The sequence below is a fragment of the Micromonospora sp. SCSIO 07396 genome, from assembly GCF_053667945.1.
The window spans coordinates 4817934-4841442 of sequence record NZ_CM132210.1; the positions used below are offsets into that span (position 1 = coordinate 4817934).

Consider the following 23509-nt stretch of genomic DNA (forward strand, 5'->3'; position numbering starts at 1 on the left):
TCAGACCTCGAGGACCTGGCGGCCGTTGTACGTGCCGCAGACGGAGCACGCCGCGTGCGGCAGCTTGGGGGACTTGCACTGCGGGCAGGCCACGGTCGCGACCACAGCCGCCTTCCAGTTCGCCCGGCGGGACCGGGTGTTGCTGCGCGACATCTTGCGCTTGGGGACGGCCACGGTTCCTACTCCTCTGTACGGTTCAGTTGCGACAGGCTCGCCCAACGCGGGTCGATCTGCTGGTGGCTGTGATCGGCCGGCAGATCGTCCCGGTGCACCCCGCATTCGGGGCACAGTCCCGGGCAGTCCTCCCGGCAGAGCGGGTTGGTCGGCAGCGTGAGCACCACCGCGTCCCGCAGCGCCGGCTCCAGGTCGATCAGATCGTCCTGCATCCGGCCCACCTCGTCCTCGTCGGTCGTGATGTCCGTGGTGCTGTTCTCGTACGCGTACAGCTCCTGGACGTTCACGGTCAACGAGTAGTCGATCGCGCGCAGGCAACGACCGCACTCGCCCTGGACGGGACCGGTGATGGTCCCGGAGACGAGCACACCCTCGGACACCGACTCCAACCTCAGGTCGAGGTCGAGGTCCGCGCCCTCCGGCACGCTGATCAACTCCACGCCGAGGTCCGCCGGTGCCGGCACGACCCGCCGATGCGTACGCAACGCGCCAGGGCGACGCGGCAGGTCCCTCGTGTCGAGGACCAGCGGCGCCCTGGGGTTGAGTGATGAAGGCGAGTGTTTGGGCATAGTCAGACTCCGGCCGGTGAGAGGCCGACAAAAAAGGTTACCTGGGCGACCGCCGGGTCGTCGAACCGGGGGCGACGCCCGACCCGTCCGTCGGTGGGATGAGGTGCCGCTCAGAAGGGTAACGGGCGTTCCGCCTCGTCCCCACCGAAGGTGCCGATCTCCCGCAGCGCGTGCATCTTGTCCCGCCCGCGCTCGATCGAGGCCAGCGCCCGGGTGAGGAACTGCTCGAAGTTCGCCAGCGCGGTGTCGACGTAGTCGTCGACCTCCTCGCGCAGCCGCTGCGCCTCGGCGCGGGCCTCGGCGATGATCCGGGCCCCCTCGTGCTCGGCGGAGACGGTGATCTCGTTCACCGAGACAAGCCGGGCGTGTTCCGCCTCACCCTCGCTGATGATCCGGTCGGCCTCCCGCTTACCGGCCTCCATGATCTTGTCCCGCTCCTCCAGCAGGGCGGCGGCGCGGCGCAGGTCGGCGGGGAGGTCGGCGCGCATCTCGTCGAGAGCGGCGATCATCTCGCCCCGGTCGACCATGCAGTTGTTGCGCGACATCGGGACGGAGCGCGCCTGCTCCAGCACGCCGATCAGTTCGTCGATGCGATCGAGCGGGTCCACCGGTACCTCACCCCTGTCGTTCGTCTGCCGACCTACATGATGCGGCCTGCGCCCGACTTCGGCGCTGCACCACATGATGTCGTGCCCCGGCCACCACCGCCGCCACCACCCCGCCCCGACGCGCCGCCCGGTCCGCTGCGGCCCCGCCTCCGGCTGGCCGGGGGCGTACGGTCAGGGACGCGGGACGGTCAGCCGGGCCTGCAGCGCCCGGCGGACGGTGTCGGGCACGTGGGAGGAGATGTCGCCGCCCCACTTCGCCACGTCCTTGACCAGGCTGGAGGAGAGGAACGAGTAGAGCGGGTTGGTGGGCATGAACAGCGTCTCCACGCCGGCCAGGCCGATGTTCATCTGCGCCATCTGCAACTCGTAGTCGAAGTCGCTGACCGCCCGCAGGCCCTTGATCAGCACACTCGCCTCCTGCGCCCGGCAGAAGTCGACGAGCAGCCCCCGGAAGGACGCGACCCGGACGTTGCCGTACGAGGAGGTCACCTCGCGGAGCATGTCGATCCGCTCCTCGACGGTGAACAGGCCGCTCTTGGACTGGTTCACCAGCACGCCGACGATCACCTCGTCGAAGAGCCGGCTGGCCCGTCCGATGATGTCGAGGTGGCCGTTGGTGACCGGGTCGAACGAGCCGGGACACACCGCACGTCTCATGATCGGCGACCGTACCAAAGAGTGGTCTCGCCGTAACGCCGGCTGCGCCCGGCAGTGATGCCCTGCACCCAGTCGACCGGGCCGCCCCGGGTGGACCGCTCGACCACCACCAGCGCGTCGGGGGCCAGCCAGTCGTGCTCCACCAGCCCGGTCAGCAGGGCGGTGATCTCGTCGTCCGGCACCGCGTACGGGGGGTCGGCGAAGACCACGTCGTACGGCGCGTCGCCGGGCCCGGCCGCGACCACCCCGGCCACCCTGCCGGTGACCAGCCGGGCGGCAGGGGCGGCCCGCAGCGCGGCGACGTTCTCCCGGATCACCCGGGCGGCGCGGGGGTCGGACTCGACCAGCAGCACGTGCGCCGCACCCCGGGACAACGCCTCCAGGCCGACCGCGCCGGAGCCGGCGTACAGGTCGGCGAAGCGTGCCCCGTCCAGGTCCACCTCGGCGCTGACGGCGCTGAACAGCGCCTCCCGGACCCGGTCGGAGGTCGGCCGGGTGCCGCCGCCGGCGGGTGCGGCGATCCGGCGTCCGCCGAGCGTGCCGGCCACGATCCGGGTCACGGTCTGCCCCTGTGCATGCCTGTGACGCTACGCGACGGGCAGCGCGGGCCGGCGACGCGGTGCACCCCGACCGGGTGACGGAGTGATCACTTCGGGTATATCAATGATCTCATATGTATAACAACACTCCGGGTGCCGGCTGTGCACTGTGTCCGTATCGACGGGCCCACTAGGGTCGGCCCGGTGCCGGTGCCGCTCCGCCGGCCAGGGCGCCGCACCGGCGTCGTCACGGCACTCCCAAATCCTGCCGTGACCCGGCAGACGCCACCCCCGCCGCGCCCTGACGCATCTTCACCCCGGGAGTACGCGTGATCCGTCCCCCGCTGTCGCCACGGCGACCGCTCGCCGTGACCGCCGCCGCGCTGGCCGGCCTGGCCACGGTCCTCGCCCTGACCGCCCCGGCGGGCGCCACCTCAGCCTCACCGTCGCCGACGGCCACGCCGACGGCGACCGCCACGCCGAGCGCGACGGCCACCACCCCGCCCGGCGGGGAGCCCGCGCCGTCCTGCGTCGCCGCCGCCGACGCGCGCTACACGCACACCTTCGACGGGCCGGCGGGCAAGGCGTCGATCACGCTGACCAACGGCCCGCTGTGCCGGGGCGAGGAGCAGGACCTGGCCCTGGTGTCGTACGTGACGCCGTCGGCGAAGTTCGCCGTCCCGCAGTACGTGCTCGACAAGTCGGTCAAGAAGTTCACCGGGGTGGCCCCGGGCGAACTGGGCGTGGCCACCCTCGACTTCGCCGTCGAGGTGCCCAACTGCTACACCCAGGTCGACTTCGTCTTCGGCAGCAAGCTGATCGACCCGCTGACCGACACCAGCGACCGGTACGGCGACCGCAAGGTCGGCAGCCCGAGCGGCATCGGCGCCCGCTCCACCGGCCCGAGCGCCTGGTACAACGGCGGCTCGGGCACCTGCTCGGCGGCACCGGAGGTGATCGCCGAGTCCGACTGCGACGGCAACGTCGAGCTGACCCTGGTCAACCGCAGCGGCAACGCCGAGGCGACCTTCGCCATCGTCGGCAGCGGCGGCTTCACCGAGAAGGTGACCGTCCCGCTCCGCAAGATCGAGACCCGCAAGCTCAGCGCCGGCGAGGCGCAGGAGATCACCGTCACCGCCCCCGGCATGAAGGACTTCACCGGCGGCTGGCAGAAGCCCGCCGACTGCCAGCAGCCCGAGGCCGGCACCCCCGACGCCAGCTACGAGTCGAGCTGCGACAAGATGACCTTCCGGATCAGCAACCCGGAGGACGGCACCCCGCTGACCTCGGTGTTCACCCCCAACAAGGGCGAGCCGAAGAAGCTCACCGTCGAGCCCGGCCGGACCGGGACGGTCAGCTTCCCGGCCAGCAAGGGGCTCACCGTCACCGTCACCGGTGACCTCGACTCCGGCGGCCCGCTGAAGTGGGAGCAGCCGAAGGACTGCCCGTCCACCGGCGGCGGCGGTGGCGGCGGCGACCAGGACGGCGGCCTCCCGGTGACCGGTGCGGCGGCCGGCGCCATCGCGGCCGGCGCGGCCACCCTGCTGGTGGCCGGGGCGGTGCTCTTCCTCGTCGCCCGACGTCGGCGGATCCGCTTCACCGTCTGACCCGCGGCGCGCCCGTAGGGCGCTGACCCGCACAGCACGCCCGCAGGGCGCGTCGACCGACCGGTCGACGCGCCCTGCGTGGTTCGGGCTTGACCCTGCCGCAGCGTCAACCTCGCATGCTGACGCCATGTCCACGACAGACTCGACGCGAGCCCCCGGGCCCGCCATCCAGATCCGAGGCCTGACCAGGTCCTTCGGCGAACTGCCCGTGCTGCGCGGAGTGGACCTCGACGTCGCCCCGGGCAGCATCTTCGCCCTGCTCGGGGCCAACGGGGCGGGCAAGACCACCCTGGTCCGCATCCTGGCCACCCTGCTCCGGCCGGACGGCGGGACGGCCCACGTGCACGGTTTCGACGTCACCACCGAGGGCGCGCGGGTACGCGAGTCCGTCAGCCTCACCGGCCAGTTCGCCGCCGTCGACGAGATCCTCACCGGCCGGGAGAACCTGGTGCTGGTCGCCCGGCTGCGCCACCTGTCCGACCCCGGCCGGGTCGCCGACGACCTGCTCGGCCGGTTCGCGCTCACCGACGCGGGCGGGCGGCGGGTGGGCACCTACTCCGGGGGGATGCGCCGCCGCCTCGACATCGCGATGAGCCTCATCGGCGACCCACCGGTGATCTTCCTCGACGAACCCACCACCGGGCTCGACCCGCAGGCACGCATCGAGGTGTGGCAGGCCGTCCGGGAACTCGCCCGCCGGGGCACCACGGTCCTGCTCACCACCCAGTACCTCGACGAGGCCGAACAACTCGCCGACCGGATCGCCGTGCTGCACCACGGACGGATCATCGCCGACGGCACGCTGGCCCAGCTCAAGCAGCTCCTTCCGCCCGCCACGGTCGAGTACGTCGAGAAGCAGCCCACCCTGGAGGACGTCTTCCTCGCCATCGTCGGCGACGACGCGCCCACCGCCGCCACCGACCACACCCCGGATCCCGCCCGCCCCGCCGGCACGAACCACTGAGGACCCCGATGACCAGACATTTCCTGGCGGACACCGCCGCCCTGCTCGGGCGCTCGCTGCGACACATCAGCCGCAGCCCGGACACCGTCATCACCACCACGATCATGCCGATCGCGTTCCTGCTGCTCTTCGTCTACGTGTTCGGCGGCGCGATCCGGACCGGGTCCGACCGGTACGTGAACTACCTGCTGCCCGGCATCCTGCTGATCACCGTCGTCTCCGGCATCTCCTACACCGCGTACCGGCTCTTCCTGGACCTCAAGGGCGGCATCTTCGAGCGGTTCCGGTCCATGCCGATCGCCCGCTCGGCCGTGCTCTGGGCGCACGTGCTGACGTCGCTGGTCGCCAACGTGATCTCACTCGTGGTGGTGCTGCTGGTCGCCCTCGCCATGGGCTTCCGCTCCGGGGCCGGCCCGCTGGCCTGGCTCGCGGTCACCGGCATCCTGCTGCTGTTCACCCTGGCGCTGACCTGGCTCGCGGTCATCCCGGGACTGACCGCCACCTCGGTGGACGGCGCGAGCGCGTTCTCCTACCCGCTCATCCTGCTGCCGTTCGTCAGCTCCGCGTTCGTGCCCACCGACACCATGCCCGGCCCGGTGCGGGCCTTCGCCGAGCACCAGCCGGTGACCTCCATCGTGAACGCCCTGCGCGGGCTGCTCGGCGGGCAGCAGACCGGTGGCGAGGTGTGGACCGCGCTCGCCTGGTGCGCCGGCCTCCTCGTCGTCGCGTACGGCGGCGCGATGATCGTGCACCGCCGCCGGGTCGGTTGACGGTGCTCCCCAATCGGGCAGGCTGAGGCCATGTTGACGATCGGACGGCTGGCGTCGTACGCCGGGGTGACCATCCGCGCCGTACGGCACTACCACCAGATCGGGTTGCTGCCGGAGCCGGAACGCGACGCCTCCGGCTACCGGACGTACGACGCGGCGGCGGTGGTGCGGCTGGTCCGGATCCGCACCCTCGCCGAGGCCGGTGTGCCGCTGGCCCGGGTCCGCGAACTGCTCGACGCCGACGCGGAGACGTTCGCCGCCGCGATCGAAGGGATCGACCGCCAGTTGCGGAGCCAGATCCGCACGCTCCAGGAACACCGGCGGCGAATCGCCCGGCTCGGCGACGGCGACACCCTCGCCGTCCCCCCGGAGGTGGTCGGCTACCTGGACCGGCTGCGCGCCGCCGGGGTGCCTCCGGTCGCCGTGCAGGCCGAACGCGACGGCTGGATCCTGATGGCGGCCCGCTGGCCGGAGGCGATCCCGACGCTGATGGCCGACAAGGTGGCCCAGCTGGACAATCCTCAGGTCGTCCAGCTCTACCGGCTGATCGGTCGGGTCGCCGAGAACTGGCAGGACGAGGAGTTGCTGCACGAGACGGCCGACCTGATGGCCGAGCTGTTCGCCCAGGCGGAGGCCGACGGGGAACTGGAGATACAGAAGGAGGTCACCCCCGACCCCGCCTTCGTCCGGTTGATGGACGCGTTCGCCGACGCCGCGCATCCGGTCGTCAGGCGGCTGCGCAGGCTCGTCGCCGACCGGGGCTGGACCGGCTGGACCGTCGTCGAGAAACGCCGGCCCTGAGACGCCCGCCGGGCCGGTGGAGAGGCGGCGGTTTTCGGCACCCGGTGGCCGGGTGCCGCCCCAACCTGCGGCCCGACGGCGGCACCCGACGCGGGTGAGGGTCAGCCCTTCTCCAGGTACTCCGCGCGCTCCTCGTCGACCAGGGCGGCGACCGAGGCGGCCAACGCCGGGTGCCGCGAAAGCTCCGGGTCCTGGTCGACCAGGGTGACCGCCTCGGCCCGCGCGTCGCGGATCAGGTCGGCGTCGCGCAGCAGGGAGAGCAGCCGCAGGTGGGAACGGTGGCCGGACTGGGTCGCGCCCAGCACGTCGCCCTCCCGGCGCTGCTCCAGATCCAGCTCGGCCAGCTTGAACCCGTCGGTGGTGGAGGCGACCGCGTCCAGCCGTTCCCGCGCCGACGAGCCCTCGGCCGCCTCGCTGACCAGCAGGCACAGCCCGGGGGCCGACCCCCGGCCGACCCGGCCCCGGAGCTGGTGCAGCTGGGAGACGCCGAACCGGTCGGCGTCCAGCACGATCATCACGGTGGCGTTGGGTACGTTCACGCCGACCTCGACCACCGTGGTGGCGACCAGCACGTCGAGGTCGCCGTCGGCGAAGGACCGCATCACCGCGTCCTTCTCGTCGGCGGGCAGCCGGCCGTGCAGGACGCCGATCCGCAGCCCGTGCAGCGGCCCCTCGGCGAGCAGCGGCGCCACCTCGGTCACCGCCAGCGGTGGACGTCGACCGTTGTCGTCCTCGCGCGGTGGTTCCTCCTCGGCCGCCGGCCCCTCACCGATCCGCGGGCACACCACGTACGCCTGGTGGCCGGCGGTGACCTCCTCGCGGACCCGCCGCCAGGCCCGGTCCAGGAAGGCCGGTTTCTCCGCCACCGGCACCACGTGCGAGGCGATCGGGGAGCGCCCCTGCGGCAACTGGGACAGGGTGGAGGTCTCCAGGTCGCCGTAGACGGTCATCGCCACCGTGCGGGGGATCGGGGTGGCCGTCATGACCAGCACGTGCGGCGGCTGGTCGGCCTTGGCGCGCAGCGCGTCGCGCTGTTCCACGCCGAACCGGTGCTGCTCGTCGACCACCACCAGGCCCAGGTCGGCGAAGTCGACCCCCTCGTAGAGCAGGGCGTGGGTGCCGAGCACGATGCCCGCCCGCCCCTGCGCGACCTCGGCCAGCGCCCGCCGCCGGGCCGCCGCGCCCAGCGAGCCGGTGACCAGCTCCACCCGGGTCGCGTCGTCGGCCGCGCCCAGCTCACCGGCCTGCGCCAGCGGGCCGAGCAGGTCGAGCATGCCCCGGTGGTGCTGGGCGGCGAGCACCTCGGTCGGGGCCAGCAGCGCCGCCTGGCCGCCCGCGTCGACCACCTGGAGCATCGCCCGCAGCGCCACCACCGTCTTGCCCGACCCGACCTCGCCCTGCAACAGCCGGTGCATCGGATGCGGGGTGGCCAGGTCGGCGGCGATCTCGACACCGACGTCGCGCTGCCCGGGGGTCAGCTCGTAGGGCAGCCGGGCGTCGAACGCGTCGAGCAGGCCACCCGCCTTCGCCGGGCGCGCCTTCGCCGGCCAGGAGGCCGCCCGCAGCTTGCGCTGCACCAGGGTCAGCTGCACGGCGAACGCCTCGTCCCACTTGAGCCGGCGACGGGCCCGGTACAGCTCCTCCTTGCTGGACGGCCGGTGGATCTCGCGCAGTGCGGTGCCGATGCCGACCAGCTTCCGGTCGACCCGCAGCGACGTCGGCAACGGGTCGTCGGGCGGGGTGACGGTGTCCAGCACCACCCGGACACACCTGGCGATCACCCAGGTCGGCACGGCGGCGGCGGCCGGATAGACCGGGATCAGCGCCCCGGCGAACTCCTCGACCTCCTCGGAGGCCGCCACCTCGCCCTCGCCCCCCTCGCCGAGCAGCACGTACTCGGGGCCGTTGAGCTGCCGCCTGCCCCGGAACTCGGTGACCTTGCCGGCGAACAACCCCCACCGACCCGGGCGCAGCTCGCGTTCCCGCCACGCCTGGTTGCCGAAGAACGTCAACGTCAGCGTCCCGCCGGAGTTGTCGCCGACGGTCACCTCCAGCAGGTTGCCCCGGCGCTGCCGCATCGGGCGCACCGCCGTGCGTTGCACCTGGGCCAGCACGGTGACCTGCTCACCGACGTCCAGCGAACGGATGTCGGTGTGTTCGCCGCGCTCGTCGTAGCGGCGCGGGAAGTGGTACATCAGGTCACCTGCGGTGTGCAGGTCGAGATGACCGGCGAGCGCCTTGGCGGTCTTCTCCCCCACCAGCTTGGTCAGCGCGGTGTCCACCGTGGCCGGCTCGGACGTCGTCATTCGACCCCCACCAGGAGCGGATAGTGCGGTTGCCCACCCGGGTACGCCTGCACCTCGACGAAGGGCCAACGCCGGGCCACGTGCTCCCGGACCGCCTCGGCGAGCCCGGCCGGGGCGTCCGCGCCGGTGAGCAGGGTGACCAGCTCACCACCGCCGCCGAGCATACGGTCGACCACGGCGGCGCAGGTGTCGACCAGGTCGCTGCCGATCAGGTGCACCTCCCCCTCGACCAGCGCCAGCACGTCGCCGGGCCGGCACGGGCCGGCGACGGTCAGCGCCTCCCGGCTGGCGTGGCACACCTCGGCGTACCGGCAGGCACCGGCCGCCTCGGCCATCGCGATGACGTCGTCGGTGAAGCGGCGTTGCGGGTCGCGGACGGCGAGCGCGGCCAGCGCCTGCACCGGTGAACGGGTCGGCACCACGCTGACCTTCACCCCGAGCCGGTACGCCTCCCGGGCGGCGGCGTTCGCCACCGCCTGGGTGTTCGGGTCGTTGGGCAGGACCACCACCCGGGCGGCGGCGGTGGCCCGGATGGCGTCCAGCAGTTCGCCGGTGGACGGGTTGCCCGGCACCACCGTCGCCCCCTCCCCGCCGAGGAGGTCGGCGATGCCGACGCCTGTCGCGACCACCACGGCCGCCCGGCCGTCGGGGGCCGGCGGGGCCTGGTCGGCGAAGCGGGTCACCGAGATCCGGTACGGCCGGCCGGCCGCCACCCCCGCCTCGACGGCCGCCCCCACGTCGTTGACGTGGACGTGGACGTTCCAGGTGGTGGACCCGGTGGGTGAGCCGTCGTCGCCGACCACCACCAGCGAGTCGCCCAGGGTGGCCAGTTCCGCGCGCAACCGGCTCACCGCCTCGGGTGGGGCGTCGAGCAGGAACTGCACCTCGTAGGCGTACTCGGGGGAACCGGTCTCCCGGACGACGGTCGACGCCGGGCGCACCGGGCGGGCCACCGGCGGCGGCCCGGGCGGGGCCTCCCCGGTGACCACCTCGACCAGCGCGTCGAGCAGCAGGCAGAGCCCCCGGCCACCGGCGTCGACCACCCCGGCGCGGGCCAGCGCGGGCAACTGCTCGGGGGTGCGGGCCAGGGCGCGGGCGGCCTCCCCGGCGGCGGCCCGGACCACGGTGCGCAGGTCGTCGCTGTCGGCCCGTTCGGCGGCGGTCGCGGCGGCGGCGGCCACGCTGAGCACGGTGCCCTCGACCGGCTGGGCGACCGCGGCGTAGGCGGCGGTGCTGGCGGCGCGCAGCGCGGCGGCCAGCGCCCGGCCGGCGACGGTGGGCACCACCCCGAGGGCGTCGGCGAGGCCGCGCAGCAGCTGCGAGAGGATCACCCCGGAGTTGCCCCGCGCACCGAGCAGCGCACCCCGGGCCATCAGCCGCAGCGCCCGCCCGTGCGCGGTCGGGCCGTCCTCGGGCAGGGTGCCGGGTTCCATCGTCAGCGCCTGCTGGGCAGAGGTGAGGGTGAGCACGAGGTTGGTGCCGGTGTCCCCGTCGGGCACGGGGTAGACGTTCAGCTCGTCGATCTCGCCCTGGTGCCGGCGCAGCGCGGCGAGACCGCTCGCGCACCAGCGGCGTACCGCGGCGGCGTCGAGGGTGTCCAGCACGGCCAGAAGCCTACTGGCGGCAACCGACACCCGCCGGGGTCGGCTGGCGTGTCCCGGTCCGGTTCGGGCGTGACGTCCCGGTCCGGGGTGGCCGACCGGGCCGGGCGGCGGGGGCCGGGACGGGCGGTTGGTCCTGCCCGGAGTGCATCGGGTACCCTGGCCAGGTTGTCCGGGCAGCGCCTGCCGGCGACCTCATGAACGTATCAATCTCAGGAGTATCCCGTGGCTAGCGTGTGCGACGTCTGTGGCAAGGGGCCGGGCTTCGGCCACAACGTGCCCTGGTCCAAGAAGAAGACCAACCGCCGCTGGAACCCGAACATCCAGTCGGTGCGTACCCCGGCCGGTGGGGGCACCACCAAGAAGCTCCAGGTCTGCACCTCGTGCATCAAGGCCGGCAAGGTCACCCGCGCCTGACCTGGCGACGCCTCCACCGCCCCAGCTCCGATCAGTACCGGCGGGCCTTGCGGCCCGCCGGTACTGTCGTGTCCCCGCAATCCGGTGGCCGACCCGTACGGAGGACGACCGTTGGACCTCGACCTGGGCCGCGACGAGATGATCGTCGTGGGCGCCTCGCTCGGCATGCTGCACTGGTTCGCCGAGGAGTTGCCGCCGGGCAGCGTGGTGCTCGTCGAGGAGCCGGAGATCATCGCCCGGCGGAACCTCACCACGACGGCCGCCCGGCTGCCGGTGGTCTCCCGGGTGGTGCCCGCCCGCTACCAGACCGGCCTGGACGTCGACGAGCTGCTCGCCGGTGAGCCGGGGCTGGCCTCCGCCCGGCTGGTGATGCCCGGCCTGGAGTACGCGGTCGGGGCCACCGCCCGGCTCGCCGAACGGCTGGGCCTGCCCGGTGCCGGATCGCACGCCGCCGACGTCTTCTCCGACAAGCACCGGATGCGCCTGCTGGCCGACCGGGCCGGGCTGGCCAATCCGGCGTACGAGCTGGTCGACTCCCCGCAGCGGGCGGCGGCGTTCGCGGCCCGGTTCGGTGGCCGGTGCGTGTTGAAGCCGACCCGTCGCTCCGGCAGCCTCGGCGTGCAGCTGGTCGACGCCGCCGACGACGTGGCGGCGGCCTGGTCGGCGACCGCCGCCCCGGAGGCACCGGTGGAGGCGGCCACCGACCTGCCCACCGAGGTGCTTGTCGAGCAGACCCTGGTCGGTCCGGAGTACAGCGTCGAACTGCTGGTCGCCGACGGCGAGGTGTGTTTCGGCAACGTCACCGACAAGCGGGTGCTGCCCGGTCGCCGCCCGGTGGAGACCGGGCACACGGTCCCCTCGGCGCTGCCGGCGGACGGCCGCGCGGAACTCGTCGCGGCGGCCACCCGGCTGGCGGCGGCGGCCGGCTTCGGCAGCGGTGTGCTGCACAGCGAGTGGATCGTCGCCGACGGGGTGCCGACGCTGGTGGAGTGCGCCGCCCGGCTGCCCGGCGACATGATCGCTGCGCTGATCTCGGTGGCGTACGAGTGCAGTTTCATCGACGCCTACCTGCGGACGCTGCGCGGCGAGCGGCCCCGGCTGCCGGCCCGGCCGTCCGGGGCGGCGGCGGTGGAGTTCCTGCTGCCGCCGCCGGGGACGCTGACCGCGGTCGACGGGCTGCGCGACGCCCGCCGGGTGTCCGGCGTCCTCGCCGTGCAGCTCGACGTGGCCGTCGGGGACCGGGTCGGCGAGGTCACCTCGTCGGTACGCCGGGGCGGGCACGTGCTGGCCTGGGGCGTCGACCCGGCCGAGGCGGCGGCCACCGCCCGCGCCGGCGCCGACCGGCTCCGGTTCACCGTCGCCTGACACCGCCGCACCGGCCGGGTGAATCCGGATTCATCCGGCCCCGGCGGGCGGGTCAGAGTGTCTGGCCGAACGACAGGCAGCCGGGGGCGTCGGCGTAGTAGCCGAAGTTGGCGATCCGCTCGTACCCCGCCGAGGTGTAGAGGGCGACCGCCTCGGGTTGCCGGTCACCGCACTCCAGGATGACCCGCTCGCGCCCGTGCCGACGGGCCGACTCCTCGATGGCGGCGAGCAGGGCGCGGGCCACCCCGCGTCCCCGCACGACCGGGGTGGTGTACATCCGCTTCAGCTCGGCGGCGTCCGCGCCGTGGCTGCGCCACCCGGCACAGCCGACCGGCTCGCCGTCGAGGTGGGCGACGAGGAATTCGCCGTGCGGCGGGACGAACTCGGTGGGGTCGACGGGGGTCTCGTCGCCGCTGCCGCCGTAGCGGACGCCCAGGTCGGCCATGGTCGCCCGGATGAGCGTCTGGGCCACCGGCGCGTCGAAGCCCACCGGCCGGATCTCGATCTCACTCACGGGGTGAAGGGTACGACCGCCCCTTACCGGAAGTGGTCCCAGCCGGCCGGTCCGTCGTACGCGTCACCATCGACTGTCACCCCGCCGCCCTCGACCACCAGGCCCACCGCGCGCCACGGGGGCGGCAACGCCACCGTCGGGGGGAAGGTGGCGGCCAGGGCGTGATCGTCGCCACCGGCCAGGATCCAGGTGTACGGGTCGACGCCGAGCGCCTGGGCGGCGTCCCGCATCTGCGGGGGCACCTCGAAGGCGTCCCGGCGCAGGTCGACACCGACACCGCTGGCCTTCGCCAGGTGCCCCAGGTCGGCCAGCAACCCGTCCGACACGTCGATCATGGCGGTGACGCCGAGCCGGGCGGCCTCCGGTCCGGCCGGGTAGGGCACCTCCGGCCGCCGGTACGCCTCGACCAGCACCCGGGGGGTGCGGAACCCACGGGAGAGCACGGTCAGCCCGGCGGCGGCCCAGCCGGCGCGGCCGGCGAGCGCCACCACGTCACCCGGCCGGGCGCCGGAGCGGACCACCGGGGCCCGGCCCGCCAGGTCGCCGAGGGCGGTCACCGCGATGGTCAGGGTGGGGCTGGCGGACATGTCCCCACCGACCACCCCCGCATCGACCAGTGCCGCCTCGGCGGCCAGCCCGTCGGCCAGCTCCTCCACCCAGGCGGTGTCCAGGTCGGCGGGGATGCAGAGGGCGACCAGCAGGGCGGTGGGGGTGGCCCCCATGGCGGCGATGTCGGCAAGGTTGGCCGCCGCCGCCCGGTGCCCGACGTCCCGCGCGCTCGACCAGTCCCGCCGGAAGTGCCGCCCCTCGACCAGCACGTCGGTGGAGGCGACCACCCGCCGGTCGCCGGCGGCCACCACGGCGGCGTCGTCGCCCGGCCCGAGCAGGCAGAACGATCCGTACGTCAGCCGGGCGGTCACCCGGTCGATGAGGCCGAACTCGCCCACGTCCGCGACACCCATGTCTTCCTTCCGACACGCTCGCTAGCTGCTTGACCTCGACCACCGATAGGGATCACGCCTGCTCCGTAGGGTATTTTCACCCTTCGGGCCGCCCCTGGGCGGCGACGGACGGAGGTCGAGTCGTGGTACAGGCGTACATCCTCATCCAGACCGAGGTGGGCCGGGCGCGGGACGTGGCCGGTCTGATCGCGGACCTTACCGGCGTGGTACGCGTCGACGCCGTCACCGGGCCGTACGACGTGGTCGTCCTCACCGAGGCGAACACCGTCGACGAGCTCGGCAAACTGATCGTCAGCAACGTGCAGATGGTGCCCGGCATCACCCGCACCCTCACGTGTTCGGTGGTGCGCCTGTAAGTGGACGAGAAGACCTCCTCCCCCGAGATCCCGACCGACGCCGTGCCCAGCACCGAGCAGACCAGCACCGAGCAGACCAGCACCGAGCGGGCCAGCACCGGTGCACCCACCACCGACCGGCCTGCGGCGGACCGGTCGACCCGGCGGGCCGCGTTGTGGGCCACCCTGGTCGCCGTGCCGGTGACGGTGGCCGTGGCGGGCTTCACCTTCGCCCAGTTGTCCCCGGACACCCCTGTCGCCGCGCCGAGCGCGTCGCCGACCAGCCTGCGCCCCCAGTCCGGCGCCCCGGTCGAGATGGCCGCCCCGGCGCTGGCCGAGCGCCCCGGGGTGGTGTGCCGGGCGCTGGTCTCGCAGTTGCCGGCCACCGTCCGGGAACTCGCCCAGCGCCCGGTCACGGCCGGTGCCGAGCAGAACGCCGCCTATGGCGATCCGGCGTTGACCGTCGCCTGCGGTGTCCCTGAGCCGACCGTGGACGCCACCGCCGACGTGTGGACCGTCAACGGGGTCTGCTGGTACGCCGACGAGCGGTCGGACGCCACCGTGCTCACCACGCTCGACCGGGAGACGGCGGTCACGGTGACGGTGCCCCGGGCGTACGAGGGGCCGTTGCAGTGGCTCACCCCGGTCTCCGACGCGGTGGTCGCGTCCGTGCCGTCCGGCGGCGACAGCCCGTCCGGGTGCCGACGCTGAGGTTCCACTCCGCCCGACCGGGCTCCGGCCCGTGCCCGCCCCACCCGACCGGACCGGGGTGACGGCGACCCGACGGTCCGGAGAATCATGCGCCGGCACCGATGATCTGATCCTCCGTACCTGCGGCTGACCGTGGGTGGCGAGGCGGTGGGTGTGCTCGCCACGGTCGGCGGCGTCGCCGTGCAGGCGTGGCTCTCCCGGATCGTCCGGGCCGAGGAGCAGAGCACCGTGCAGGGGGCGTTGACCGGGATCGGTGCCGCCGCCGAGTCGGTGGTGCCGGTCCCGGCCGGCGCGGTGTTCGCCTGGCCGCTGTCCCACGCGTCGCCGGGCCTGGTCCTCGCCGGGGCGGACAGCCGGGCGGCAGGGCCCGGACGAAACTGCACGGCCGATGGTGTCGGGCCCTCTCCACCGCGCCGCCGAGTGGGACCGCGCCGGGGATGCGCCGATCCGCCGTCTGGCGTTTTGTCCCGGCACCACCGTCGACTCAGGACGCGCACATCCACTCCTGCATTTGCGCCCCGTGGAAGTTCCACGAAACCGATCGGATAGTAAAACGATTTGGCCCGGACGGTGTTGATAGGGGAGACAGCGGACGGCTTCCGGTGACCGGCAATGGGCAACTCCTGAGGCTGGGAACCGCTTCCGCCGAAACTGGCTGATTCGAGGGTCAGCGCCGTGGTATTCGCCATTTCCGTACGGGTTAACCCGCCGTCCCGGTCGCGGAAACTCAACATTCTCCACGATGTGCCGTCGATCAAGCGATTGCCCGACAAAAGGCACGTCCCACCCCCGGCCCACCCCCGTGAAGGTGCTCTGAACTGGGAAAACGGCGATCATTCCGGACCCCGGCCCACCCCGTGCCGACCGCGCGGGGCACCGTCAACCGAAGGGATGGTCGGGTAATCGGCTGATCGGCGGGCCAGCATGGACTGATCGGCCACTCTTACCGCACCTCAATTGCCGCAGCCGGAGCGAATGGCTGAGGTTCGCCCGGTTCCGCACCCGCCCACGGTCCACATTCTGGCCACGGCCGGCTTCACGCGTGTGAAGTGAACGTGAATGAGGTGTTTCGGCTCCTCCGGAAAAGAGCACGTCAACACACCAGGAACCGACCAGCAACACCATCAAGATCAACCGAAAGCGCGTTACCGGAAGTCACCTCCGGACGAACGGCACTAACACCCGACCCCGCTTGCGTCAATGCTCCACATACGACAGGATCATGCGCGGAATCCGCACCAACAATTGCTAGCCTTCGATGGCAACCCCGTCGTCCATACAGGACCGGCGGCATTGTTCACATCTCCTCATCGGAGGTCACCACATGGTCCACACCGGACCTAAGCGCCGTCGCGCGAACCGATTCGCCCTCGCCGGGCTGACCGCACTCACGGTCCTGCTCGGCACCCAGACCCCGGGCCTCGCCCAGCCGCCGACCGCGCCGCGCACGTTGGCCCAGCCGCCGAGCGCACCCGGCCTCGGCCAGGTGGCGAGCAAGAAGGAGGCCCGGCCCGGCCCGCTGCCCACCCGGGCCGGCACCGTCAAGGTCGCCCCGTCCCCGACGGGTGCCCGCAGCGGCGGCGTGGGCACCCAGGCGATCAACGACAAGGTCGCGCTGAAGGCGCTGATCCTGGCCACCGACCCGGCGGACTTCGGCGTGGCCACGCTCACCACTACCCTCAACCGGGTCGGTGCGGGTTACGACATCCTCTACACCACCACCCAGACGCTCTCGGCGAACACGCTCGTCGACGGCAACGGGGTGGGCAAGTACAACGCGGTCCTGCTCACCAACAGCATGCAGCTCTACGAGTCGGGCGGTAACTACCTCAGCGGCCTGACCAGCACGGAGTGGAACACCCTCTGGGCCTACGAGCGCAACTTCGAGGTGCGCCAGGTCGCCCTCTACACCAGCTACGGCACCTGGCCGGAGGACTACTGCCTCAACTCCGCCGGGGAGGGCGCGGTCGGTGAGACCCCGCTGCCCGTCTCGCTGACCACCAGCGGCGCGGCGGTCTTCGACTACCTCAAGAGCACCGCCCAGATCCCGATCACCCAGTCGTACGTCTACCGCACCTCGATCCGGGCCGGCTGCAACGCCCAGGCCCTGATGACCAACGGGTCCGACGTGCTGGCCGTGAGCACCACCTCGACCGACGGCCGGGAGCGGATCGCGCTGACCTTCACCGCCAACCAGTACCTCCTCCACGCGGACCTGCTGGTCTACGGCCTGTTCCGGTGGGCGACCAAGGGCCTGTTCCTCGGTGAGCAGAAGCACCACCTCAACGTCGACATCGACGACTGGTTCGCCGCCTCGGCCCACTACATGGACGACGGCACCGTCGACTACGGCCCCGCGATCAGGGTCACCGGGCACGACGCGGTCAACCTCGACGCGAAGCAGACCGCGCTGCGCACCGCGCACCCGCTGGCCTCGGGCTTCACCTTCAACATCCCCTACAACGGCGCCCAGATCGACCCGTTCGCCGGCAACACGTGCAGCCCGAACGGCGACGCCAACACCCTCACCGCCACCACCAAGTGCCTCAAGAACAACTTCCGGTGGATCAACCACACGTTGAACCACCCCGCGATGAACACCACGGACTACGCCACCAACCACGAAGAGATCTCCGAGAACCTGACCGCGGGCACCGCCATCGGGCTGACCCCCCCGGCCACCGTGCTCAAGACCCCCGAGTACTCAGGTCTCGGCGTCTACAACAACTCCGGCGGGGTGCTCACCGACCACGGCCTCACCGCGTCCAACCCGGACCTGATCGAGGCGGCGGCGGATCTCGGGATCGACACGGTCGCCGGCAACATGTCGTTCGCCAGCCACGTGCCGGCGAACTTCAACGGGTCGACGCCACACCCGCTGGACCCGAGCATCGCGGTGGTGCCGTGCTGGCCGACGAATATCGCCTACCACACCACCAACCCGGCGGAGGAGGCGCACTTCTACAACTCCTTCTACGGCCCGAACGGCGCCTTCCCGTACTGGCCCACCGACCGCACGTACGCCCAGGTCCTCGACTACGAGTCCACCGTGGGCCTGCAGCACGTGTCGTCGGGCTCGATCTACTCGCACACGTTCCACATCGCCAACGTGCGTGACTACGGCTCGGGCAACACCCTGCTCACCGACTGGCTCGACGCCGTACTGACCAAGTACGACTCGTTCTATTCGGTGCCGCTGCTCAACTCGGCGTGGACCGACATCGCCGCCTACAGCAGGGCACGGACGGCCCATTTCGCGGCGCTGACCGCCGGGGCGTCGGCGATCTACGACCGGACCACCGGGGAGATCACGGTGAGCTCTCCTGCCGCCGGCTCGCTGCAACTGGGCGGCGTCGCCGCGACCACCACCGGTGCCGGCACCTACGGCACCGACGTCACCGTGCCGGTGACGCTGGCGGCCAACACCGCCGTGACGTTCAACGCCGCTCCCCGTCCGTAGCGCGGACAGCGGCTCAGACAAGCACAGAGGAACGGGGGAAACCGGTGCGGATCGCGCTGGTCTCGGAGGGCACCTACCCGTACGCGATGGGTGGGGTGAGCATCTGGTGCGAACAGCTCATCCGGGGAATGCCTGACTACCGGTGGGAGGTGGTGGCGCTCACCGTGGACGGCACCGAGGAGCCGGTGTTCGACCGGCCGGCCAACCTCGACCGCGTGCACTCGATCCCGTTGTGGGGCGGCCGGCCGAAAGGCCGCCGCCCCCGGCGGGGGGTGCTGGTCCCCTCCGGGCGGCCCGGCGCCGAGTTCATCGAGTCGTACGAGGTGTTCCTGCGGGCCCTGGTCACCCCGCTGGAATCGACCCGTTCCCAGGCCGGGGCGGTCAACCGCAGCACCTTCCTGCTCGCCCTGCGCGGGATGTTCGAGTACGCCTCCGGCGGCGGTGACCTGGGTGCGGCCCTGCTGTCCAACGAGGCGCTGCGGATGATGCTGGAGGCCTGGCACACCCTGCGGGTCGAGGAGACCGGGCCCGCCCCCACCGTCGCCGACGCGCTGGAGGCGGCCTGGCTCATCGCGCACATGCTGCGGCCGTTGAGCGCGCCCCCGGTCCGCGCCGACATCGTGCACTCGTCGATGAACGGTCTCGCCACCCTCGTCGGGATGGCCGCCACCTGGACGTACGGCACCCCGCTGGTGCTCTCGGAGCATGGCATCTACCTGCGCGAACGCTACATCTCCTACCTGCACGACGACGCCCCGCACCCGGTCCGGGTGCTGGTGCTGAGCTTCTTCCGCTCGCTGGCCGGGGCGGCCTACCTGATCACCGGCGCGCTCGCCCCGCACTCGCAGTACAACCGGCGGTGGCAGCTGCACAATGGCGCCGACCCCGAGCGGATGTGGACGATGTACAACGGCGTCGACCCGGACGAGTTCCCGCCCGCGGCCGGCGAACCGGACGTGCCCACCATCTCGTTCATGGGCCGGATCGACCCACTCAAGGACCTGCACACCCTGATCCGGGCGTTCGCGCTGGTCCGCGCGGAGATCCCGAACGCCCGGCTGCGCATCTTCGGCGGAACCCCGGCCGCCAACAAGGTCTACCACGCCAGCTGCGAGGCGTTGATCGACGAACTCGGGCTGACCGGGCACGCCGTCCTGGAGGGCCGGGTCGGCAGCGCCGTCGAGGCGTACCACGCCGGCAGCCTGGTGGCGCTCACCAGCATCTCCGAGGGCTTCCCCTACACGGTGGTGGAGGCGATGGCGTGCGGCCGGCCGACCGTGTGCACCAACGTCGGCGGGGTCGCCGAGGCGGTCGGTGACACCGGGTTCGTCGTCGCGCCGCGCGACGTCGCCGCGATCGCCGCCGCCTGCGTACGGATGCTCAACGACCGGGAGCTGCGGCTGCGGCTGGGGGCGACCGCCAGGCAGCGGGTGCTGGAGCGGTTCACCCTGCAACGGTCGTTACAGGCGTACCGCGACATCTACGAGGGGCTGGCCGCGCCACGCGGGGCGTCGCCCGCGCCGAAGCACCTGCGCGGTCAGGCCCAGGGCTTCGTCCGGGTCCCGAACCGGCCGACCCGCCCCGGGGTGGCGTCGGTCACCGCCCGCCCCGCTGCCGTGCCCACCGCCCGGCCCGGGCTCACCCCCGCCGCCGCGACGCCGGCTGCCGCCCGACCCGAGCCGACGCCCGCTGCCGTCCGCCCCGAGGTGTCGCCGCTGGCCGGGCGGGTGCCCCGCCAGCGGGGACCCGAGCAGTACTCGGCGGCGGCGTACCGGACCCGCCACGACCCGAACTCGGCCACGCCGGAGCTGCCGCAGCCGGCCGCGCCCGGACCGGACGACGACGAGACGACGATCGCCATCGTGCGTACCCCCGGTGGCCGCTGATGACCGAGGCCACCGACCCGGACGTCACCGATCCGTTGTTCCGCTCCGTCGCCACGATGACCACCGAGCCGGGGTCGTCCGACGGCCCCGAACGCACCATCCTGCTGCCCCGGATCTCCACCGACCCGGTGGACGACCTGGTCGAGCGGGTACGGCCGCAGTTGGCCCGCGCGGTGGACGCGCTCCAGGTCGCCGCCGCCCTGGAGGCCGACGGGCACACCGACCGGGGTGCCCAGGTCGAGTACGGCTACCGCGACGTCTTCGTCCTCGCCGCCGAGGTGTTCCGACGGCTGGGTCCGGCCCCGGCACCCGACCAGCGGCCCGCCGCCGCGCCGGGGGCCGGCCGCGACCGGCGGGGCGACCTGCGGACGATCTCCCACGGCCTGCTGTACGTGCTGCCGAGCGCCGCGTTCCCGGCCGTGCTGTCGGTGGTGGGACGACCGGGCCTGGTGGCCGGGATGATCCTCGCCGGGACCCTCGGCTGGGTCTGGTCGGGTGTGGTCGCCTACGCGGCGTTCCGCCTGCTCGGTCTGGGCCGGGCCCGTTCGGCCAGCCGGGTGCTGCGGATCGCCGCGTTGACCGCCGTGCTGCTCGGCCTGGCCGCCGGCGCCCTGATGCTGCCGTACGGCGGCCTGCCGCTGGCCACGATGATGGTCTGCCAACTCGCCTACCAGCTGGCCAGCACCCTGCTGGTCTTCTACCGGCGGGAGGGGTGGCTGGCCGCCGCGCTGGTCCCGGTCGTCCTGGCCAGCGCGGTCTTCCTGGTCGACGGCGGGATGGTGGCGCGGCGCTGGGCGGTGGGCGCGGCGGCCCTCGGCGTGCTGGCCGCGTTCGCCGCCGGGCTCTGGGCCACCCGGGCCGCCGCCCGGTCGACGGAGCCGGCCCCCCGCGACCCGCTCTGGCCGACGTGGCCCGCCCTGCTCGGCGTCGCCGGGTACGGGCTCTGCTCGGCGACGCTGCTCTTCCACGCCCAGGCGCCCTACCTGCTGGGTCAGTGGGACGTCGCGGCGTCGGCGGTGCCGCTGATCCTGTCCATGGGGTTCGTCGAGTGGCGGACCAGCCGGTTCTGGGCGGGCGGGGTCGCCCTGTCCCGGCGGGCCCGGCTCCCACACGCCTTCGTCGTCGGGATCTGGCGCACCATCGGCCGGGAGTTCGTGGTGTGCCTCGCGGTGCCGGCGGCACTGGGGGTGCTGCTGCTCGTCGTCCTCGGCCGGGCGGGCGTGCTGTCCACGGCGGGGGTGGTGATGACCGCCGCCCACGTGGCCCTGGCCGGGGCGTACTACCTGGCGTTCCTGCTGGCCGGGCAGGGCCGGTACGGCTGGCTGTGCCTGTCGATGACGGTGGTGATCGTGCTGCACGTCGGCCTCGGCGCGTTGCTCGGCGTCGCCCCGCTGCTCGGGCAGGGCGGCGACCCGGTCACCGACACCTCGCTCCACCTGGGCAGCGTGCTGCTGCTCCAGGCGCTGTTCGCGCTCGGTCTGGTTCCGGTGATCGGGCAGGTTCGGCACTACCGGTAGTTCCACTTGAGACCTATGGGGAGGTCCGGTTGCACGCGGTGATCCTTGCCGGTGGCAAAGGGGTGCGGCTCCGGCCGTACACGACGACGCTGCCGAAGCCCCTGATGCCGATCGGGGACAGCCACTCGATCCTGCAGATCGTGCTCGACCAGCTCGCCTCGCGGGGGTTCACCTCGGTGACCCTGGCGATCAACCATCTCGGCCCGCTGATCCGGGCGTTCGTGGGCGACGGCAACCGGTGGGGGCTGGCCATCGACTACGTCGAGGAGGACCGGCCGCTGTCCACGGTCGGCCCGCTGTTCGGCCTCAAGGACCGGCTGCCCGAGGAGTTCCTGGTGATGAACGGGGACGTCCTCACCGACCTGGACTACGGCGACCTGCTGCGCAGCCACCAGCTCTCCGGGGCGGGGCTGACCCTGGCCACCTCCGAACGGGTGCACCGGATCGACTTCGGCGTGCTAGACGTGGACGCCGGCCGGGTGGTCGGGTTCCGGGAGAAGCCGGCGCTGCGCTACCCGGTCAGCATGGGCGTCTACGGGATGTCGCGGCGGACCCTGGAGCCCTACCCGGCCGGGCTGGCCCTCGGTTTCGACCAGCTCGTGCTGGACCTGCTCGCCAGCGGCGATCCGCCGATGACGTACCCGTTCGACGGGTTCTGGCTCGACATCGGGCGGCCGGAGGACTACGACGAGGCGAACCGGTCGTTCCACCAGCTCAAGCCGATCCTGTTGCCGGCCGGACCGGCACCGGTGGAGGTGCCCGTCGGGGAGCCGGTGGACGTCGACCTGACGGGCGTGGTGGGCGCCGGGGAGCTGACGTGACCCGGGTGCTGCTGTTCGGGGCGTCCGGGTTCATCGGCGGACACGCCCGCGACGCGTTGGCCGCGGACCCCCGGGTGGCCGAGGTGGTCTGCCCGGGACGGACCACCCACGACCTGCTCGACGGCACGCCTGACGCGTTGGCCGGGTTGCTGCGGGAGGTCGCCCCGGACGCGGTGGTCAACTGCGTGGGCGCGCTCACCGGCTCCGCCGGGCAACTGGTCACGGCGAACACCCTGGTCGCGGCGAAACTGCTGGAGGCGACCGCCGTCGCGGCACCGGGGGCTCGGCTGGTCCGGCTCGGTTCGGCAGGCGAGTACGGGCCGGTGCCGGAGCGGGTCCCGGTCACCGAGGACTCCCCCGCCCGGCCGGTCAGCGCGTACGGCGTCAGCCACCTGGCCGGCACCCGGCTGTTCCAGCTCGCCGGGGAGGCCGGCGAGGTCGACGCGGTCTCGCTGCGGGTGTTCAACCCGATCGGCCCCGGCATGTCGCAGGAGAACCTGCTCGGTCGGGCGGCGGCCCGGCTGCGGGCCGCCCTGGACGACGGGGCCGCCGAGATCACCCTCGGGCCGCTGTCGGCGTACCGGGACTTCGTCGACGTGCGGGACCTGGCCGCGCTGATCGTCGCGGCGGTCCTCGCGCCCGAGCTGCGGCACCGGGTGGTCAACGCCGGCAGCGGCCGGGCCGTGACCGCCCGGGAGGCGGTCGCCCTGCTGGCCGACGCGGCGGGCTACCGGGGCCGGGTCCGCGAGGTCGGGTCCGGGCCGCAGCGTTCGCAGGCGGTCGGCTGGATCCAGGCCGACATCGGCCGGGCCGCCGGGCTGGGCTGGTCGCCGGTGCGTGACCTGGCCACCTCGATCAAGGACATCTGGGCCGCCGGCGAGGCGCGGTGAGCCGGCGGACCGCTCCCCCTTCACGACACACCCGC

The 23509-nt window shown here is 72.9% G+C and carries 22 protein-coding genes; 13 read left to right on the forward strand and 9 right to left on the reverse strand.

Translation table 11 applies throughout. The annotated features are described in order from the left end of the window. From rpmF to rsmD, 5 genes are all read right to left on the reverse strand, one after another. Nucleotides 1-174, reverse strand: coding sequence for a 50S ribosomal protein L32 (gene rpmF, locus ACWCHM_RS20625; RefSeq protein WP_088646032.1), 174 nt, complete (start codon nt 172-174; stop codon nt 1-3). A gap of 5 nt (nt 175-179) precedes the next feature. Continuing rightward, the gene (locus tag ACWCHM_RS20630) at nt 180-743 is read right to left on the reverse strand and encodes a YceD family protein (protein WP_454219420.1); all 564 of its coding nucleotides are present in this window, start codon (nt 741-743) and stop codon (nt 180-182) included. 110 nt (nt 744-853) lie between these two features. Beyond that, complete coding sequence (locus tag ACWCHM_RS20635) at nt 854-1351, reverse strand: SPFH domain-containing protein (protein WP_204956848.1); 498 nt, start codon at nt 1349-1351, stop codon at nt 854-856. 171 nt (nt 1352-1522) lie between these two features. Further along, nucleotides 1523-2008 carry a pantetheine-phosphate adenylyltransferase gene (gene coaD, locus ACWCHM_RS20640; protein ID WP_088646035.1) on the reverse strand — a complete coding sequence of 162 codons (486 nt, stop codon included), beginning with the start codon at nt 2006-2008 and terminating at the stop codon, nt 1523-1525. Further along, nucleotides 2005-2568 (reverse strand): 16S rRNA (guanine(966)-N(2))-methyltransferase RsmD, encoded by a 564-nt coding sequence (gene rsmD, locus ACWCHM_RS20645; RefSeq protein ID WP_204956847.1) that lies wholly within the window; start codon nt 2566-2568, stop codon nt 2005-2007. The genes coaD and rsmD overlap by 4 nt, the downstream gene beginning before the upstream one ends. 308 nt (nt 2569-2876) lie before the next feature. Between rsmD and ACWCHM_RS20650 the strand changes: the two genes are divergently transcribed. The 4 genes from ACWCHM_RS20650 (at nt 2877) to ACWCHM_RS20665 (ending at nt 6689) form a co-directional block, all read left to right on the forward strand. Then, a complete protein-coding gene (locus tag ACWCHM_RS20650) occupies nt 2877-4154 on the forward strand; it encodes a hypothetical protein (protein WP_281899870.1) in 1278 nt (425 codons plus the stop codon). A gap of 127 nt (nt 4155-4281) precedes the next feature. After that, complete coding sequence (locus tag ACWCHM_RS20655; RefSeq protein WP_454219423.1) at nt 4282-5118, forward strand: ABC transporter ATP-binding protein; 837 nt, start codon at nt 4282-4284, stop codon at nt 5116-5118. Between the two features lie 8 nt (nt 5119-5126). Continuing rightward, nucleotides 5127-5888, forward strand: coding sequence for an ABC transporter permease (locus ACWCHM_RS20660; protein WP_454219424.1), 762 nt, complete (start codon nt 5127-5129; stop codon nt 5886-5888). Between the two features lie 30 nt (nt 5889-5918). Beyond that, nucleotides 5919-6689: a MerR family transcriptional regulator gene (locus ACWCHM_RS20665; protein WP_454219425.1), complete on the forward strand. Its 771-nt coding sequence runs from the start codon at nt 5919-5921 to the stop codon at nt 6687-6689. Nucleotides 6690-6790: 101 nt separating this feature from the next. Here ACWCHM_RS20665 and recG read toward each other — a convergent pair whose 3' ends face one another. Together recG and ACWCHM_RS20675 are read right to left on the reverse strand one after the other, a co-directional pair. After that, nucleotides 6791-8995 (reverse strand): ATP-dependent DNA helicase RecG, encoded by a 2205-nt coding sequence (gene recG, locus ACWCHM_RS20670; RefSeq protein ID WP_454219426.1) that lies wholly within the window; start codon nt 8993-8995, stop codon nt 6791-6793. Continuing rightward, nucleotides 8992-10599 carry a DAK2 domain-containing protein gene (locus ACWCHM_RS20675; protein ID WP_204956844.1) on the reverse strand — a complete coding sequence of 536 codons (1608 nt, stop codon included), beginning with the start codon at nt 10597-10599 and terminating at the stop codon, nt 8992-8994. The genes recG and ACWCHM_RS20675 overlap by 4 nt, the downstream gene beginning before the upstream one ends. A gap of 222 nt (nt 10600-10821) precedes the next feature. Between ACWCHM_RS20675 and rpmB the strand changes: the two genes are divergently transcribed. Both rpmB and ACWCHM_RS20685 read left to right on the forward strand, forming a co-directional pair. Continuing rightward, nucleotides 10822-11013, forward strand: a complete 192-nt coding sequence (gene rpmB / locus ACWCHM_RS20680) for a 50S ribosomal protein L28 (RefSeq protein ID WP_046569512.1) — start codon at nt 10822-10824, stop codon at nt 11011-11013. A gap of 111 nt (nt 11014-11124) precedes the next feature. Further along, nucleotides 11125-12378: an ATP-grasp domain-containing protein gene (locus ACWCHM_RS20685; protein WP_454219427.1), complete on the forward strand. Its 1254-nt coding sequence runs from the start codon at nt 11125-11127 to the stop codon at nt 12376-12378. A 52-nt stretch (nt 12379-12430) separates the two neighbouring features. Here ACWCHM_RS20685 and ACWCHM_RS20690 read toward each other — a convergent pair whose 3' ends face one another. Next, nucleotides 12431-12892, reverse strand: a complete 462-nt coding sequence (locus ACWCHM_RS20690) for a GNAT family N-acetyltransferase (RefSeq protein ID WP_204956842.1) — start codon at nt 12890-12892, stop codon at nt 12431-12433. A gap of 23 nt (nt 12893-12915) precedes the next feature. Next, nucleotides 12916-13854 carry a thiamine-phosphate kinase gene (locus ACWCHM_RS20695; protein WP_454219429.1) on the reverse strand — a complete coding sequence of 313 codons (939 nt, stop codon included), beginning with the start codon at nt 13852-13854 and terminating at the stop codon, nt 12916-12918. Between the two features lie 122 nt (nt 13855-13976). On the opposite strand from ACWCHM_RS20695, the gene ACWCHM_RS20700 reads away from it, so the two are divergent. The 7 genes from ACWCHM_RS20700 to ACWCHM_RS20730 all read left to right on the forward strand — a co-directional run bounded on the left by ACWCHM_RS20700 (nt 13977) and on the right by ACWCHM_RS20730 (nt 23474). Then, nucleotides 13977-14210, forward strand: a complete 234-nt coding sequence (locus ACWCHM_RS20700; protein ID WP_067305404.1) for an Lrp/AsnC ligand binding domain-containing protein — start codon at nt 13977-13979, stop codon at nt 14208-14210. Further along, nucleotides 14211-14900 (forward strand): DUF3515 family protein, encoded by a 690-nt coding sequence (locus ACWCHM_RS20705; protein ID WP_454219430.1) that lies wholly within the window; start codon nt 14211-14213, stop codon nt 14898-14900. Between the two features lie 1324 nt (nt 14901-16224). Further along, on the forward strand, nt 16225-18360 hold the full coding sequence (locus ACWCHM_RS20710; RefSeq protein WP_454219431.1) for an Agd3-related carbohydrate-binding protein: 2136 nt from the start codon (nt 16225-16227) through the stop codon (nt 18358-18360). A gap of 44 nt (nt 18361-18404) precedes the next feature. After that, on the forward strand, nt 18405-20246 hold the full coding sequence (gene pelF / locus ACWCHM_RS20715; protein ID WP_454219432.1) for a GT4 family glycosyltransferase PelF: 1842 nt from the start codon (nt 18405-18407) through the stop codon (nt 20244-20246). Further along, a complete protein-coding gene (locus ACWCHM_RS20720; RefSeq protein ID WP_281899879.1) occupies nt 20246-21763 on the forward strand; it encodes a hypothetical protein in 1518 nt (505 codons plus the stop codon). The genes pelF and ACWCHM_RS20720 overlap by 1 nt, the downstream gene beginning before the upstream one ends. Nucleotides 21764-21825: 62 nt before the next feature. Beyond that, a complete protein-coding gene (locus tag ACWCHM_RS20725) occupies nt 21826-22584 on the forward strand; it encodes a sugar phosphate nucleotidyltransferase (protein WP_454223123.1) in 759 nt (252 codons plus the stop codon). Beyond that, a complete protein-coding gene (locus ACWCHM_RS20730; RefSeq protein WP_454219434.1) occupies nt 22581-23474 on the forward strand; it encodes an NAD-dependent epimerase/dehydratase family protein in 894 nt (297 codons plus the stop codon). The genes ACWCHM_RS20725 and ACWCHM_RS20730 overlap by 4 nt, the downstream gene beginning before the upstream one ends. Nucleotides 23475-23509 lie beyond the last annotated feature (35 nt).

Coding starts and splice junctions, on each gene's coding strand:
- ACWCHM_RS20630 (WP_454219420.1), bottom strand. CDS start 743: ATGCCCAAACACTCGCCTTCATCACTCAACCCCAGGGCGCCGCTGGTC.
- coaD (WP_088646035.1), bottom strand. CDS start 2,008: ATGAGACGTGCGGTGTGTCCCGGCTCGTTCGACCCGGTCACCAACGGC.
- ACWCHM_RS20655 (WP_454219423.1), top strand. CDS start 4,282: ATGTCCACGACAGACTCGACGCGAGCCCCCGGGCCCGCCATCCAGATC.
- ACWCHM_RS20660 (WP_454219424.1), top strand. CDS start 5,127: ATGACCAGACATTTCCTGGCGGACACCGCCGCCCTGCTCGGGCGCTCG.
- ACWCHM_RS20665 (WP_454219425.1), top strand. CDS start 5,919: ATGTTGACGATCGGACGGCTGGCGTCGTACGCCGGGGTGACCATCCGC.
- recG (WP_454219426.1), bottom strand. CDS start 8,995: ATGACGACGTCCGAGCCGGCCACGGTGGACACCGCGCTGACCAAGCTG.
- ACWCHM_RS20695 (WP_454219429.1), bottom strand. CDS start 13,854: ATGGGTGTCGCGGACGTGGGCGAGTTCGGCCTCATCGACCGGGTGACC.
- ACWCHM_RS20710 (WP_454219431.1), top strand. CDS start 16,225: ATGGTCCACACCGGACCTAAGCGCCGTCGCGCGAACCGATTCGCCCTC.
- ACWCHM_RS20720 (WP_281899879.1), top strand. CDS start 20,246: ATGACCGAGGCCACCGACCCGGACGTCACCGATCCGTTGTTCCGCTCC.